Below are 15,360 nucleotides of genomic sequence, written 5' to 3'. Positions count from 1 at the left end.
GCGCTCGAGGAATGCTCCGCGGCGCATTTGCGTTGAATTTGCCGTGGCGCGGTGCGGTAATCGCCCGAGGAGCCCGCCGGGTGCTCGGGCGGCGCGGCGCGCGGGATCACCATGGACAGGGACGCGTGACGGGCGGACGAGACAGCGGCGGGGACCTTCCGGCGGGCGAGAGCGTCCCGCCCGCGCCCGTCGAGGCGAGCGGCCCCGAGGGCGCGCCCGGGGCCGAGCTGCGGTCCGTCGCGGCGGGCGGCGCCACGCTCTGGCTCACGCAGGCGCCCGGGTTCTCGCTGTGGCGCGGCGAGGTGGCCGCGCCGGATCGGCTGCGGATCGAGGGGCGCGACGGCTACCTCCACGAGCTCCGGCTCGAGCCGGTCGGCGTCCTGCGGCTCGGCCGCGTGGAGCGCGTGGGCGACGAGCGAAACGAGCTCGTCTACCCCGACGTGGCGTCGCGGCTCGCGGCCTCGCTGCGCCACGACGGCGTGCGCTGGTGGCTGCGCCGCCGCGAGGAGTGCAGCGTGCCCGTGCAGGTCGGCGCGCGGCACCTCGCGCGGGGGGAGGAGTCGCCGCTCGTGCACGGCACCTTCGTCTGCGTCGGCGGCATGCGCGCGACGTTCTTCGATCGCCGCTACGCCGCGCTGTCGGTCCCCGCCGGGGCGGTGGACCCGGCGACGGGCCTGCTCGCGCGCGCCGGGCTGGAGCAGGAGTGCGCGTCGCTCCTCGCGCGGAAGGGCCAGGGCGCGCTCGTCCTGCTGCGGCCGATCGAGGCGGGCGCGCCCTCGCGCGCGGCGGCCGCGCTGGTCGCGGTGCACCGGCTGTGGCCGGATCGGCCGGTCGGCGACGCGGACGGCACGGCGGTGGTGCTCGTGCGGGGCGGCGCCGCGGAGGCGGCCGCCGCGGCCCGGCAGGCCCTGGAGGCCGCCGAGGCCGCGGGGCTCGGGGCGTTCGCGTGCGGCTACTTCACGGTCGCCGGCGAGGCGGACGTCGCTGGCCGCGAGGTCGAGCTCGGCCTGCACGCGATCGCGTCGCTCGCGGCGGAGCGCGAGCGGGGCGCGTCGCTCGCGGCGGAGCGTGAGCGGGGCGCGTCGCCCGTGGCGGAGCGTGAGCGCGGCGCGGCGGGCGTGGACGGCGCGTCCACCCCCGTGGTGGAGCTCCGCGACGGCGCGGCCAGCGCGCGCTTCGCCGCGCCGTTCGAGGTGATCGAGGCGTCGCGGAGCGGGCGCCGGGCGACGGTCCTGTTCGGCATCGAGGAGCAGAGCGCGCTCGGCGGCGTCGGGCCGCACGTCATCGGGGCGCTCGCGCAGGAGCTCGCGGCGGTCGTCGCGACCCACGCGGGCGCCGGCGCGCTGATCGCGCCCCTCGCGCCCGGCGTGGTCGCCGCGTGTGTGCCCCGCAAGGCGGATCCGGCGGTGATGGCGAGCGCTGTGCAATGCGACTGGCACGGCCGGCCGCCCATCCTGGACGGGAGGGTCGAGCACGCGCGGACCCTGTCGTGGGAGCTCCTGCACGACGCCGACGCGGGCGCGCGGGCCGCGGAGATCTCACGCGAGTGCGGCGATCCGCACGGGGTGCTCTCGGCGCTGAGCGGCGGCCTGCCCTATCCCATCGCGGGGCGGGTGCGGGCGGCGATCGGGGCGTCGAGCGCGATCGAGCGGGTGAAGATGCTGTTCGACGTGCTCGAGGGCACGTGGCGCTTCATCGCGACGGTGCTCGTCTCGGCCTTCTTCAGCGGCGGCAGCGCGCCCCCGACCTCGGCGCGCAGCGGCGTCGCGAGCGGTCCGGGCACGGGCGGTCCGGGCGCGGGCGGGGCGCCTCCCGGGTGGAGCGCGTTGCTCGATTTCCACGGCCGCACGCGCACGCGCGACGGCCTGGCGCTCGGCGCGTGGCGCGAGCTCGCGCGCACGGCCGCGCGGGCGTTCGGCGATCGCGACGATCCGATCGGCTCGATGGCGAGGGAGGTGCTCGACGTCAAGCTGTCGCACAACCAGACGTTCGAGACGCTCTCGAACCTGATGCAGGCCGAGCGCAACCAGTTCGCGCACGGCCACTACACCGAGGCGCGGGCGGCCGCGGATCTGCCCGACTTCGAGCAGATGACGCGCGCGCTCCTGCGGGCGCAGCGGCCGCTCTGCGCGTGGACGCTTGTGACGGTCGAGAAGACGGAGCCGCACCTCTACGGCGATCTCCAGACGGTGGAGTTCATCGATCACACAGGCCCGTACGCGTCCGGGACGCGGCGGCGCATCGGGCTGAACTCCCCTGTTCGCCTGTCGAACGTGGTCTATCTGGCCCGCTTCCGCGAGGGGCTGATGCTGCCGCTCGAGCCGATGGTGCGGCGGCTCGCGCCGGACGACCGGTTCGATCTCTACTGGATGGACCACCTGCCGCGGCCGGGAACATGCCATATGAGCGCGGTCGTCGCGGGCCGGGCGGTGAAGGCGCCCTGCGATCCGCGGCGCACGCCGCCGCTCCTGCGGGCGATGCTGGACGCCGCGGGCGGCTGAGGGGCCGAGCGCAGCGCGGTCGCGCAGCGGGCTTTGCCGCCGGCCGTCTCCTGTCCTCCGCGCCTGGCTCCGCGCGCGTGTCCGTCCTCGTCCCCCATCCCGCTCTAGAGCGACAAACGGGTTGAATGCCCGTGAAACAGCCAGAAATTTTAACATGAAGGCGGGAAGTTAGGAAGGTTTCGTGGATTTCTCTTCCCGCCTTCCCGTCTTCATGTGGATTCTCTCGGGCTTTCAACCTGATCGATGTTCTAGCTCGTCTCCTTCGGCTTTCGCGGCCGCGGGAGGTTGTACTTCTCGATCTTGCTGACGAGCGTGCGCCGCGAGATGCCGAGCATCTTCGCGGCATACGTCTGGTTCCCCACGCACTTCTCGAGCGCGTCGACGATGCGCTGTCTCTCGTTTGGAGCCGACGCGAGCGCCTGCGGCGTGGTCCCCTCTGTCCCGCGTGGGGCTATCGGTTCCTCCGGGCGGCTCTTCACCTCGTGGTCCCGCGCGGCGGCGTCCGGCGCTGGGGCCCGGGGCGCGGCGCCCGCCGTCATCCTGGGCGGCAGGTGCTCCGGGAGAAGGCGATCGCCGGCGCAGAGCATGACGGCGCGCTCCATCACGTTGCGCAGCTCCCGGATGTTGCCCGGCCAAGGATAGCGCTCGAGCAGCGCGACGACCTCGCCCGAGAGCGCGGGGATCTGCGATCGCTCGAACGCCTTGCAGGCCCTCGCCGCGAAGAGCTCGGCGAGAGGGGCGATGTCGGCGACGCGCTGGCGCAGCGGCGGGATCGTGAGCGTCACCCCGTTGAGCCGAAAATAGAGATCTTGCCGGAAGGCCCCGCGCGCGACGTCGGCCTCGAGATCGCGGTGGGTGGCGGAGAGGAAGCGGACATCGATGCTGCGTGGGACCCGGCCGCCGACGCGGAGCACCTGGTGCTCTTCGAGCACGCGCAGGAGCTTGACCTGGATCGTCTGCGGCAGCTCGCCCACCTCGTCGAGGAACACCGTGCCCCCGTCGGCCGCCTCGAACAACCCCGGCCGCGCCTGCACCGCCCCGGTGAAGGCGCCCTTCTCGTGACCGAAGAGCTCGCTCTCCAGGAGCGACTCCGACAGAGCAGCACAGTTGAGCCCGAGAAAGGGCCCTCGCGCGCGGGCAGGCGAAGAACGGCGGTGGATGGCCTGAGCCAGCACCTCCTTGCCGGTGCCGGTCTCTCCGAGCAGAAGGACGCTGATGCGGCCCGGGGCGGCGAGGTTGGCCTGCTCGTAGAGGGCCCGCATGGCCGGGTCCCGCAGGACGATACCGCTGCTCCCGTCGGACGCGGAGGGCGAGCGCCCGCCGGCGGAAGGTGAGCTCTCGGCGGCCTGGGTCCGGCGGACAACCACGAAGACGGAACCCAGGGTGATGCACTCGCCGGGCGCGATATCGATCGTCTGCTTCGAGACCTGCCGCAGCTCTTCTGTCTTCACCGTCTCGACGGTCGCGAGCGACGCCTGGACGAAGGTCGCGTTCGTGCCGCCGAGATCTTCGAGCCGCAGCTGGGGTCCGAGGTGCAGGATCGCATGCCGGCGCGAGACGGAACGGTGGTTGATGCAGATGTCGTTGTCGGAGGAGCGGCCGATAGAGACAGAGCCGCTCTCGGGCAGCGGGTAGGCCACGACCCCGTCGCTGGCGAACACCGCGAGCTCCCGGAGCACCTTCTCTCCAGGGAGGCACGCCGCGGCGCGATCCCTCAGGGGCACCGCGCTGGCCGGCTGGATCCGCCGTGAACGATCCATACTCACCGATCCTTTCTACACCTCGATGGTGCTTCCAGGGAAGGTGCGATGAGCTCGACGTGCCGGAGCTCCATGGATCACGAGCGGCGGCCACGGATCCAGCCGGTGGCGCGCCGGTCGGCGGGGGCGGATGGATCGAACGGATCGATCCATTCGATCGAACGATCACCCCCGCAGCCCCCGTGACGTCCTCCCCTCCACGTCGCCACCGTGGGAGGCAGCGGCCCTCTGCGGCGCCGTGGAGCGCAAAACGGGCCGCGCCGACGGTCGAGGCGCTGCGACGGCCGCGCCCCTCGCCCGAGGAGCTGGCCTGATCTGACGATGGCATCGGTCGTGCTTTGAGGGAACGCAGAGCGCGACGGCGGCTGGGCCGCTCGAGCCGGAGCTCCGGCGAGCGGTGCTTGCGCCCGTGCGCGCGGGCGTCTGCCGGCGCCGATCATCTACCTCACTGGATAGAAAGGAGCACTCATCATGAAGAACCATGGAATGGTCTCGGTCCTCTCTGCTGCGCTGGCGATCCTCGGGGCTTCGACGGGCTGCGCGCTCTCGCCGTCCGTCCCTGAGTCGGATACCGACTCCGATGCGAGCGGCGAGACGCTCGTCGTGGACGAGGAGAGCCAGTCTGCGCTCCCGGGCGCAGAGCTGACCATCGAGCGCGGCGCCGGCGAGTCGGGCTTCTCGCTGGTGAAGGGCGCGGGCTGGAAGAGCGTAGCGCAGGGGGTGTGGGAGCTGCCGTCCGAGGACGGGAATGCGGAGCGCATCGTCGTCGGCGAGGAGGGGCACAGGTGGCTGCTCGAGCGGGCGGACGCCGAGCTGGACGAGCTGTATGCCGAGCGGGAGCTCGGGGAGGCGAGGGACGACCTCCTCCAGCGGATCGCGGCGGCCGAGGAGCAGCGCGCAGCCATCGAGCGGTCGATCCACGCCAGCGCCACCATGTCCGCCGCGGCGGCGGTGAGCTGCAACATCGCACGCTACACGGGGGCGAGCAGCCTGGTGACCAGTCCGCCCATCTTCGGCGCCGCGGCGCTCGCGCAGATCGTGTGCAGCGGCGGCTGTGCGACGTTCACGGTGACGTCGCAGGCGTGCTGCTCGAGCGGGTGCTCCAGCGCCCCGGCCGCAACGAGGACGGTCTGCGCGACGCCGTGGACGGCGGGCACGATCCGGGCGGGCTCCGGAATCGGGTTCGCGTCGGTGAACGTGACGCCGCCGAACATCACGCAGACGAGCTCGAGCTTCGTGTGCAATTGAAGCCGGCCTGAGGCCTATCGGCTTCGCGCGGCTTCCGAGGTTCGCGTGCCCTGAGCCGCAACCGGAGCGCGCGCCGTGGCTCCGTATCGTCGGCGGCACCTCCACGCTTGCCGACGGGAAGCCGTAATGATCACGAGACAGCGCACGAGCGCAGCACTCCTCGTGAACGCCCGCAGGACCTCCTGCGCGGGCGCTGCTCGCTCTCCTGCTCCTCTTGCGCTCCACCCCCAGGCTCGCCCGTGCGATGCCGCACGGCGGCGCTCGTGGTACCCTTGGCGCAGGCATGTCAACCATCGAGCCCACGGTCCGCGCGCCCGCTGCGCCTCGCGAACGGGTGCGGGCGCACGTCTACAGCCGCCCGCCCGAGCCGGTGTACTTCCCGGAGAGCGAAGAAGTGCCCGAGACGAACCGCCACATGGAGCTCCGCACGGCGCTGTACCTCATCCTCAAGCGCGAGCTCGTGCACACGGCGACCCTCGGCTCCGACCAGTTCGTCTACTGGGACCCGAGGACCTCGAAGAAGCGCCTCGCCCCCGACGCGTTCGTTCGACTGGGAGTGCCTCACCGGACGTTCCGCACCTGGAAGACGTGGCTGCACGGGGCGCCCGACCTCGGGGTCGAGATCGTGAGCGAGTCGGACGAGGGCGAGCCCGACTGGGACGAGAAACTCGAGCGCTACCGCGCCGCGGGCATCCCGGAGGTCGTGCGCTTCGATCCCGAGGATCGAGAGCGACCCATCCGCGTCTGGGACGCGCTCGACGGCGATCTCGTCGAGCGGGCGTCCGACGACCCCGATCTGCGCGCATGCGAGGCGCTGGGCCTCTGGTGGACCGTCGTGCAAGACCGGTCGCTCGGCCCGATGCTCCGGCTGGCGCGCGACCGCGAAGGCCACGATCTGCTGCCGACGCCGGACGAGGCCGAGAGCAAGGCGCGCGAGGCCGAGAGCAAGGCGCGCGAGGCCGAGAGCAAGGCGCGCGAGGCCGAGAGCAAGGCGCGCGAGGCCGAGAGCAAGGCGCGCGAGGCGAACGACAAGCTGCAGGCCGAGGTACAGGCGCTGCGGGCAGCGCTGGCGCAAGCCCAAGGGAAGCGGAAGACGCGGCGACGAGCGCCGGGGTGAAGCGCTGGCCTCACCCGGGGATCCGTCTCCCCGCCGGAGCCCGAACGGTCGAGCGCGAGCCGACCTCATCGCGCTGAGCAGCATCGCGCCCGCGTCCGCGGGCAAGAATGACAAGCACCAGCCGTCGGCCAACTGCTGCATCTTCCACCGCGATCAGGCGACCGCGCGCCAGGACTGGGGGATGGACGCCGTCGATTGCGAGCGCGGCCCCTCTGTCCCGGCATCCCGCGCGCGGGGCGCTCCGTCGGTGCGCATGGCCTCGTCCCCTTCGGGCGGGTTCGAGGCTAGGCTCTCGGCTGGAATGCAACCGACCGATCCGTTCGGCTGGGTGGGAGCGACCCTCGACCACAAGGTCGCGATCGAGTCTGTCGCAGGGGAGGGCGGCTTCGGCGTCGTCTACCGCGGCGTGCACCTCGGCTTCGAGCTCCCGGTCGCCGTCAAGTGCCTCCGGATCCCGCCGGGAGTCGGCGCGCCGGAGCGCCAGCGGCTCCTGTCGCAGTTCCGCGCCGAAGCGCGGCTCCTGCACCGGCTCTCGCGCCGGACCGCGAGCATCGTCCAGGCGCTCGACATCGGGGCCGCCACCGCGCCGAACGGCCAGTGGACGCCGTACATCGTGATGGAGTGGCTCGAGGGCGAGACGCTCGCCGGCGATCTCAGGCGCCGCGGCGCCGCCGGCGAGGGGCCGCGGGGCGTCGGCGACGCGATCCGGCTCCTCGCGCCGGCCGCGGGCGCGCTCGCGATCGCCCACGAAGAGAAGGTGTCCCACCGGGACGTCAAGCCGGCCAACCTGTTCCTCGCGAGCTCCGGGAGCAGCACCACGCTCAAGATCCTCGACTTCGGGATCGCCAAGGTGCTCTCCGAGGCCACCCTGCAGGGCGGCCTGCGCACGCAGCCGGGCACGGCGCTGCCGCCGTTCACCCCGCACTACGGCGCCCCCGAGCAGTTCAGCGGGCGCTTCGGCGCCACGGGGCCGTGGACCGACGTCTTCGCGATGGCGCTGGTGCTCATCGAGGTCGCCTCGGGGCAGCCGGGCCTCGCCGGCGACGACGTGATCCAGCTCTACACGGCGGCCGTCGAGGAGAGCAGCCGGCCGAGCCTCGCGGCGCGCGGGGTGCGCGCGAGCCCCGCCCTGGAGGCCGTCCTCTCGCGCGCGCTCGCGCCCAGCCCGAGGCTCCGGTTCCGCGACATGGGCGAGATGTGGGCCGCCCTCACGTCCACGGTCGACGCGCCGGCGTCTTCCTCCTTCCCGCCGGCCTCCGCGAGGGGCGAGCCGCCGAGCTGGGATCTGCAGCGCACGGCGCCGGCCGCGCCCGCCGCCGGCGAGAACCGCGTCTGCACCGTGATGTTCGTCGATCTCGCGGAGGCGACCGCGCTGTCGGTGCGCCTCGCCCCGGAGGACGTGAAGGAGATCGTCGACCGCTGCTTCGCCGCCGTGAAGGAGCAGGTGGAGGCGATGGGCGGGCTCGTCGAGGAGCTGCCCGGCGGCGATCGGGCCATGGCGCTCTTCGGCGTCCCGCGCGCGACCGACAACGACGCGGAGCGCGCGGTCCACGCCGCGCTGCGCGTGCAGGCCGCGATCGGGCGCGTGGCGCTCCCGCGGGCGCTCCGGGGCTCGCGCTTGACGGCGCGGATCGGGATCACCACCGGGCGCGTCTTCGCGGAGGCCGCCGGCGGCGGGACGCGCCCGCGGTTCACGGTGCTCGGCGAGGCCGTCAACACCGCGAGGAGCCTCCAGCAGACCGCGCCGAAGGGGGCGATCGCGATCGGACGGGACACGTACCGGCAGGTCGTGAACCTGTTCGAGGTCGAGCCCCTCGCCCCCATCGAGGTAGCGGGCCGGAGCGAGGTGCTGCCCGTCTACAAGGTGCGCGGCCCGGTCGCCTACCGGCCGGTGATGGCGCTCTCCGAGTTCCACGGGGTGGACACGAGGCTCGTGGGGCGCGCCGCCGAGATGCAGCGCCTCACCGACGCGCTTGAGACGACGCTCTCCGAGCGCAGGGCGTGCCTCGTCACCCTGGTCGGGCCCCCCGGGGTCGGCCGGAGCCGGGTGCTCGCGGGCCTCTTCGCGAGCGTGATCCTCCGCCGCGAGGAGGACTTCGTGGTGATGGTGGCGCAGTCCTCGCCGCTGCTCAGGAGCACGAGCTACGGGCTCATCGCGTCGATGATCCGGCGGCGCTTCGAGATCGCGGAGACCGACGCGCCCGGCGTGGTGATGAGCAAGCTCCGGCGGGGCATGCGGTGGCTGAAGGTGCGGGGCGCGCTGCGCAGGAGCAGGGAGGAGCGGGAGGGCGCACGAGGGCAGGAGGCGTCGCCGCGCCACGCGTTCACGGAGGGGCTCGAGCCGGCGGACCTCGAGGACGCGCTGCGCCAGGTGGCGGCCATCCTCGGGGCGCGCGGGGCGGACGAGACCGCGCCGATGGCGATCGACGAGGCGGGCAACCCGGCGAGGCAGCGCATCTTCGCGGCCGTCGCGCGGCTGCTCCGCTTCGTGGCGGACGCGGCGCCGATCGTGATCCTCTGCGACGACATCCAGTGGGCGGACGGCGCGAGCCTCGATCTGATCGACGAGCTGCTCGTCCGTGCCGAGGACCTGCCCGTGCTGGCGGTGTGCGCGGCGCGGCCCGAGCTCCTCGAGCGCCTGCCCGCCTGGGGGCAGGGGAAGGGGGGGCACCTCCGCGTCGACCTCGCGCCGCTGGCGCGCCGGCACATGGAAGAGATGGTCCGCGACTGGCTCCGGCGGGTGCCGGGGCTGTCGCCGGCCGTGGTGCGCACGCTCGCCGACCGGGCCGAGGGGCACCCGCTGACGCTCGCGGAGACGCTCCACCTGCTGGTGGACGCGGGCGTGATCGAGCCGCGCGGCGAGGGGCCGTGGGTCATCCGGGAGGAGCAGCTCGGCGAGCTCGCGCTGGCGCTCCCGACGACCGTGCAGGGGATCGTCCAGGCGCGCCTCGATCGGCTCGAGGTGGAGCCGCGCAGCATGCTGGCGCAGGCGGCCGTGGTAGGGCGGACCTTCTGGGAAGGGGCGCTCGAGCGGCTGCAGCGGCCGGAGCTGGGGGGCGCCCCGGGCAGCGCGCCGGATGCGGCGCCCGCCGAGCTGCTCGCGCGGCTGCGCCACCGGCAGCTCATCCGGCCGCGCGAGCCGGCGATGTTCCCGGGAGAGCGGGAGTACGTCTTCGCGGAGTCGGCGATGTACGAGGTGGCGTACGAGATGCTGAGCGTGAAGGTGCGGCGGCCGCTGCACCTCGTGATCGCGCGGTGGCTCGAGGAGCGCGCGTCGGGCAGCGCGGGGAACGCGCTGCTCGCGCTGCACTACGACCGCGGCGGGGACGCGAGGAGGGCCGCGGCGGCGTACGCGCGGGCGGCGGCGCACGCGGCGTCGCTGGGGGAGAACGCGGAGGCGCTGCGGCAGCTGGAGAGGGCGCGCGACCTGCACGACGAGGTGCTGGAGGAGGGCGGCGCGGGAGGCGGCGGGGCGGATGAGGGCGCCGGGGGCGAGGAGACCCGGGAAGAGGGGGAGGGGAGGGGGATCCCCTGGCGGGAGAGCGTGCGGCTGCGGCTCGACCTCGGCGATGTGCTGCGGCGGCTCGGGCGGCTGGACGAGGCGGAGCGCGCGTACGAGGAGGCGCGGGCGCGGATCGGCGGCGCTGCGCTGGGCGAGGGCGCTGCGGGGGATCCAGGAGAGGCGGCGGACGCGCTGCGCTTCGAGGCGCGTGTGGATCACCGGCTCGCGCTGGTGCACAAGGTGCGCGGGGCGACGAGGGAGGCGCGGCCGCTGGTCGAGCGCGCGATCGCGCGCGCCAACGAGGCCGGGGCCGTGGAGGAGACGCCGGCGATGTACGCGCTCCTGGCGTTCCTGCACCGGCGCGAGCGCCGGCCCGACGCGAGCTGGGCGGCCGCGAGGGAGGGGCTCAGGGTGTGCCGCGGGATCGAGCGGCACGACGAGCGCTGGCAGGAAAACGTCACGCAGCTCTTGTTCGGCGTGGCGGCGGCCCTGTTCGGCCGCGGCAAGCTGGTGGGCGCCGAGCGGAGCTACCGGCAGGCGGCGCGGATGATCTCGGAGAGCGCGAACCCGTACCTCGCGGGGATCGCGCTGAACGGCGTGGGGGCGATGCGGTACTCGGTCGGCGACTGGAGCGGGGCGCGGGCGATCTTTCTCAGGGCGCTGCGGCTCAAGGAGCGCGCCGGGGATCTGCACCAGATCGCCGTCGCGTACAGCAACCTCGCCGAGGTGGAGATCCTCCTGAAGGAGTTCCCCGCGGCGCTGGAGCACGCCCGTCGGAGCGTCCACCTGGGCGAGCAGGCGCGCGCTGGCTCGGACCTTGCTGAGATGTACCGGAACCTGGCGGCGGTCTCGCTCGCCGCCGGGCAGCTCGAGGAGGCCATGACCGCGGGGCGCAAGGCGCTCGCGATCGCAGAGGAGACAGGGCGGGTTTACCTGGGCGAGGCGGCGCTCACGCTCGCGCGGGTGTGCGCGCGGGCGGCCAGCGACGCTCCACCGAACAGCGCCGTGCGCGCCCGAGCGGCGGAGGCGGTGGAGGCGCTGCGGGTATCGCTGAAGGTGCACTTCAATGAAGGAGACCTCCAGCGCAAGGCGGAGGAGTGTGCGGCGATCCTGGCGCAGGGGTTCGCAGGGGTCGATTAGGCAGGGTGGTTGTCGGCCGCTTGCCGGGCAATCACGGCGGGCAAGAGAGAGGAACTGGCATCATGCAGAGCAATGCGTGGTATGCGCGGGTGCTTGTGTGTCTCGGTGCGGTCGGCGGGCTCGCTGCCTGCGGGGGCTCGGAGGCGCCCCCTGGCTGCGCGCCGGAGAACGAGATCCGCGGCACGTGCGCAGGCGTGCCCCGGGGGGGGGTGTGCGAAGGGGACGTCTGCATCGCGGGCATCGGCTGCAGGAGTTTCTTCCCGGTCGCGAGCGACGCAGAGCTCCAGACGGCGGCCGCGGCAGCTGCTCCAGGAGAGTGCATCGCGCTCGCGTCGGGCACGTACGGCGCGGTGGAGCTCCCCGGGGGGGTGAGCCTGCTCGGGAGAGGGGCGGGCGACGTCGCGGTCGGGAAGGTGACCCTCGGCGCCGGCGAGGGCGCGGTCCTCCGCGGGGTGACCACGTCGGCCATCCATGTGAAAGGCGCCACGAGGGCGAAGATCAAGTCGGTCCGTGTCGCAGGCGGCGCGGTGGGAAGCGCCGAGGACGGTGTGCTCGTCGACGCCGGGTCCTCCGTGGCCCTGATCACCTCGACGATCGAGCGTGCTGCGGTCCACGGACTCTACGCGGTCGATCCGCTCGAGGTGAGCCTCGATGGGGTGGTCATCGATGGATCCGGCGGGCCGGGGCTGTGGATCGCGAGCAGCAGCGAGTGCGCCGCTCCATCCGAGCAGCCCGTTGTCGACGTGAAGAGATCCATCGTGCGTGGCAGCCACAACGCGGGAGTGGCCCTGTTCGGCGCCAAGGCGACCTTCCAGGGGGTCGACATCCTCGCGACGCTGCCGGGCGATGTATGGAACTATGGGGACGGCGGGGGCGGCCTCACCGTCGCGAGCTGCTCGGATATGGAAGCGAGGGGCCTGCGCGTCCACGACAGCATCTCCTACGGCGTGCTGGTCGAGGCGTCGAAGGGGAAGATCGGAGGCATGGGAGCCGACGAAGAAGTCGAGATCCATCGCAACGTGATCGGGCTCTCGATCCAGAACGTGGAGGAGTCGTTCACGCTGGAGAACGCGCAGCTCGACGAGAACCAGGGAGTCGGGATCGGGCTGCGCGGCGAGTCGCGTGGCATCATCATCTGCAGATCCGGCGTGTCGAGGACGGGGCTCAAGTCCCTGCCCACCGCGGAGATAGGCGCCGACGACATCGGAGATGGGCTCGTCTGGGCCGAGCGGTCGAGCGCGACGGTCACCGCGCTGGCCTTGCGCGAGAGCGCCCGCGCCAGCGTCGTCATCGACGGCGAGGCCAGCGGGGCGCTCAGCGAGGTGACGCTGAGCGGCGGCGATGAGGAGCGGGGGATCGTGCAGCAGAATGCCAGGAGCGGCGAGGTGAAGCCTGACGTGATGGGCAGCACGCCGGCCCTGCGTGTCGTTGCGGAGCAGGAGTTCTCGGTACCGGACATGCCGGTGGCGCCGTTGCACCTCGAGCGCTGACCGAGCGGGGCCGGAGGCGTGGGCGGCGAGGGCGAGCCGCTGCGGTGCGGGCGTCCTCGCTCGCCGCGGCGCGCCGGTGGTTCACTCGAGCGGCTCGGCAGGGGAGATGGGTTCAGGCGGGCTCAGGCCCGCGCTCCAGTGCGGGCAATGGGACGCCAGGTCCTCGCAGACCGCACACGTGAGCGCTGGGCCCTCGCACCCGCAGAGGTTTGCCTTGCTGCCGTCGAAGGTGAAAGGCAGATCATTCAACTTCGCTACGCTGAGATTGAATATGTTGCACCGGACGGCGCTCGAGACGAGGACGACGGCGGCGCTGAAGGTCGAGATGCCAGCGCGGGCATTGGATTCGATGCGTGTCGAGATGATGGTGGCCGTGGTCGGCGTGCCGGAGGAGAGCACAGCGATTCCATCTCCAAAGGTTCCATCAACATTGGACTCGGTGTTGCGAACGACGGTCCCTTCGATCGTCGCATCCGAGCCGCCCACGAACACGCCGACGTCATGGTTCTGCTCAACGATCGAGCTGCGGAGCGTCACGTTCGCCCGCTCCTGCGTGCCGGGCACATGTTGAATAGATATTCCCCGCCCCCCTGTCCCGCCAGTACCCCGCTGAATGGCGCGGATGACGGTCGTTTCGATGGTGGCGTCCGAGCCGGAGACCAACACGCCGACGTCATGGTTCTGCTCAACGATCGAGCTGCGGAGCGTCACGTTCGCCCGTTCATTCGTATCGGGGTCAAGTCGAATCTCAATGCCGAGCCCGGATGACCCATCACCAAGTGGCTGGGTGTCGCGCACGACGGTCGCTTCGAACGTCGCGTCCGAACCGGAGATGAACACGCCGGCGTCATGGTTCCGTTCTAGCAGCGACGTGCGTATGGTAACGTTAGACCGCTCGTTCGTGGAGGTGTCATCTTGAATCTCGATGCCGCGTCCGAATGTTCCATCATTGATTGGCTGGGTGTGGCGCACGACGGTAGACTCGATCGTCGCGTCCGAGCCTCCGACGAACACGCCGAGCTCACGGTTCTCTTCCACGAGTGAGGTGTGGAGCGTCACGTTCGCGCGCTCCTGCGTGATCGGGTTTGAGTAAACTGTGATGCCATGTCCGCCCTCCCCTATGCCGCTTGGCTGGGTATAGCGGACGACGGTCGACTCGATCGCCGCGTCCGAGCCTATGACGAGCACCCCTGCATGATGGTTCTGCTCCAGGAGCGAAGTCAGGAGCGTGAGCTTCGCGTGCTCGTCGATCTGGACACCGTTGCCGAAATAGCCGTCCGTGCTTGGTTGCGTGTTGCGCACGACGGTCGCCTCGATCGTCGTGTCCGAGCCGAGGTTTAAAACGCCGACATCATGATTTTGCTCGAGGAGGGAGGTGTGGATTTTGGTCTTTCCCCGCTCGTGCGTGATGGGGTTATCTCGGACCACGATTCCAGCTCCGTTTTCCCCGTTGCTGTTTGGCTGAGTGTCGCGCACGACGGTCGCATCGATCGTCGCGTCCGAGCCTCCGATGAACACGCCAATTTCATGGTTCTGCTCCACCAATGATGTGTGGATTGCCACCCTCGCCCGCTGCTTCGTCGAGGGATCATCTTCGACAGCGATGCCACGTCCCGACGTGCCGTCGATGCGAGACCGCGTGCCACGCACGACGATAGACTCGATCGTCGCGTCCGCGCCTCCCACATACACGCCTATTTCCTCCGCTGAGGCGACCAGCGAAGCGCTCAACGTGATGCTCGTCGGACCGAGCGAGTTCTCCACACCAATTCCCCTGTTGCCCGAGTCATGGATCCATACATGTTCGACGAACACTTCGCTGGATCCGGAGGTGAGGAGGCCGATTCGCGGCCCCGTGATCGCGAGGCCGTGAACCTGGGATTCGTTCGCGCTCCTTCGGAGGATCTGGAGTGTGGCGATTGCTGCTCCAGTGCCCACCACCTCGACCAGGGTCGGGCACCTCCCCCACAACCGAATCGGCTTCCCTTGAATCAGCACGTCCTCCGCGTAGCGCCCCGCCGCCACGGCCACGATCGCCCCCGGCTCGGCGCGGCGGACGCCGTCCTGGATGTGCTTCCAGGGCTTTGCCCGGCTCCCGTCGCTGTCGCTGCCAGCATAGGCCCCGTTCACGAACTGCGTGGTCGCCTCGACCGGGATCGTTCCGTAATCGCCGTCGCCGCACGGCGCGACCTCATGGCATCGGGTTTCACCGGGGATCGCCATCTGCCCCCGCGGGCAGGTGCCTTCGGGGAGGATGGCGTTACATCCGCCTCGCCCATCCGGCTCGAACCCCTCACCGCACGCATCGGGCGGCACGCCCGCCGGCTGGCAGCCGCCGCCCTCGATCGGCGCCTCCCCAGGAGAGCACGGCATGTCCGGCGGCAGACCTGCGGTGACCCCTGGAGGCAACCCCGCCTCTTGACAGCCGCCGTCGACCGGCATCGTCCCGGGAGGGCACGCGGCTGGCCCGGCGTCCGGCGGGCCGGCGCCGGGCGGGGTGTCATCCGCCCCGCAGCCCGCCATTGCGAAGAAGAGGGCGAGCAGCACGAACGCGCGCCAGGAACGATGGAAAAATCGCGTCGAAAATGGGAATGCGAGCATG

At 71.8% G+C, this 15,360-nt stretch carries 7 protein-coding genes; 5 read left to right on the top strand and 2 right to left on the bottom strand.

What is annotated here, in order from left to right; all coding sequences use genetic code 11:
* The first annotated feature begins 125 nt into the window (after positions 1-125).
* Complete coding sequence (locus WMF29_RS28135) at positions 126-2,501, top strand: hypothetical protein (RefSeq protein ID WP_437323224.1); 2,376 nt, start codon at positions 126-128, stop codon at positions 2,499-2,501.
* Between the two features lie 248 nt (positions 2,502-2,749).
* Here WMF29_RS28135 and WMF29_RS28130 read toward each other — a convergent pair whose 3' ends face one another.
* A complete protein-coding gene (locus WMF29_RS28130) occupies positions 2,750-4,261 on the bottom strand; it encodes a sigma 54-interacting transcriptional regulator (protein WP_437323223.1) in 1,512 nt (503 codons plus the stop codon).
* 471 nt (positions 4,262-4,732) lie between these two features.
* On the opposite strand from WMF29_RS28130, the gene WMF29_RS28125 reads away from it, so the two are divergent.
* From WMF29_RS28125 to WMF29_RS28110, 4 genes are all read left to right on the top strand, one after another.
* Positions 4,733-5,509, top strand: coding sequence for a hypothetical protein (locus tag WMF29_RS28125; RefSeq protein ID WP_437323222.1), 777 nt, complete (start codon positions 4,733-4,735; stop codon positions 5,507-5,509).
* A gap of 283 nt (positions 5,510-5,792) precedes the next feature.
* Complete coding sequence (locus tag WMF29_RS28120) at positions 5,793-6,626, top strand: Uma2 family endonuclease (RefSeq protein WP_437323221.1); 834 nt, start codon at positions 5,793-5,795, stop codon at positions 6,624-6,626.
* Between the two features lie 301 nt (positions 6,627-6,927).
* Positions 6,928-11,268 carry a protein kinase domain-containing protein gene (locus WMF29_RS28115; RefSeq protein ID WP_437323220.1) on the top strand — a complete coding sequence of 1,447 codons (4,341 nt, stop codon included), beginning with the start codon at positions 6,928-6,930 and terminating at the stop codon, positions 11,266-11,268.
* A 62-nt stretch (positions 11,269-11,330) separates the two neighbouring features.
* On the top strand, positions 11,331-12,758 hold the full coding sequence (locus tag WMF29_RS28110) for a right-handed parallel beta-helix repeat-containing protein (protein ID WP_437323219.1): 1,428 nt from the start codon (positions 11,331-11,333) through the stop codon (positions 12,756-12,758).
* An 81-nt stretch (positions 12,759-12,839) separates the two neighbouring features.
* Here WMF29_RS28110 and WMF29_RS28105 read toward each other — a convergent pair whose 3' ends face one another.
* On the bottom strand, positions 12,840-15,359 hold the full coding sequence (locus tag WMF29_RS28105; RefSeq protein WP_437323218.1) for a right-handed parallel beta-helix repeat-containing protein: 2,520 nt from the start codon (positions 15,357-15,359) through the stop codon (positions 12,840-12,842).
* Position 15,360 lies beyond the last annotated feature (1 nt).

Origin of the sequence: Sorangium sp. So ce381 (assembly GCF_051473845.1) — a bacterium.
Taxonomy (GTDB): Bacteria; Myxococcota_A; Polyangia; order Polyangiales; family Polyangiaceae; genus Sorangium; species Sorangium atrum.
The sequence above is the reverse complement of the archived record's forward strand: the minus strand, read 5'-3'. Positions and strand labels throughout refer to the sequence as shown.

Excerpts from the sequence above, each read along its gene's own strand:
- WMF29_RS28130 (WP_437323223.1), bottom strand. The coding sequence starts at position 4,261 with ATGGATCGTTCACGGCGGATCCAGCCGGCCAGCGCGGTGCCCCTGAGG.
- WMF29_RS28125 (WP_437323222.1), top strand. The coding sequence starts at position 4,733 with ATGAAGAACCATGGAATGGTCTCGGTCCTCTCTGCTGCGCTGGCGATC.
- WMF29_RS28120 (WP_437323221.1), top strand. The coding sequence starts at position 5,793 with ATGTCAACCATCGAGCCCACGGTCCGCGCGCCCGCTGCGCCTCGCGAA.
- WMF29_RS28115 (WP_437323220.1), top strand. The coding sequence starts at position 6,928 with ATGCAACCGACCGATCCGTTCGGCTGGGTGGGAGCGACCCTCGACCAC.
- WMF29_RS28110 (WP_437323219.1), top strand. The coding sequence starts at position 11,331 with ATGCAGAGCAATGCGTGGTATGCGCGGGTGCTTGTGTGTCTCGGTGCG.
- WMF29_RS28105 (WP_437323218.1), bottom strand. The coding sequence starts at position 15,359 with ATGCTCGCATTCCCATTTTCGACGCGATTTTTCCATCGTTCCTGGCGC.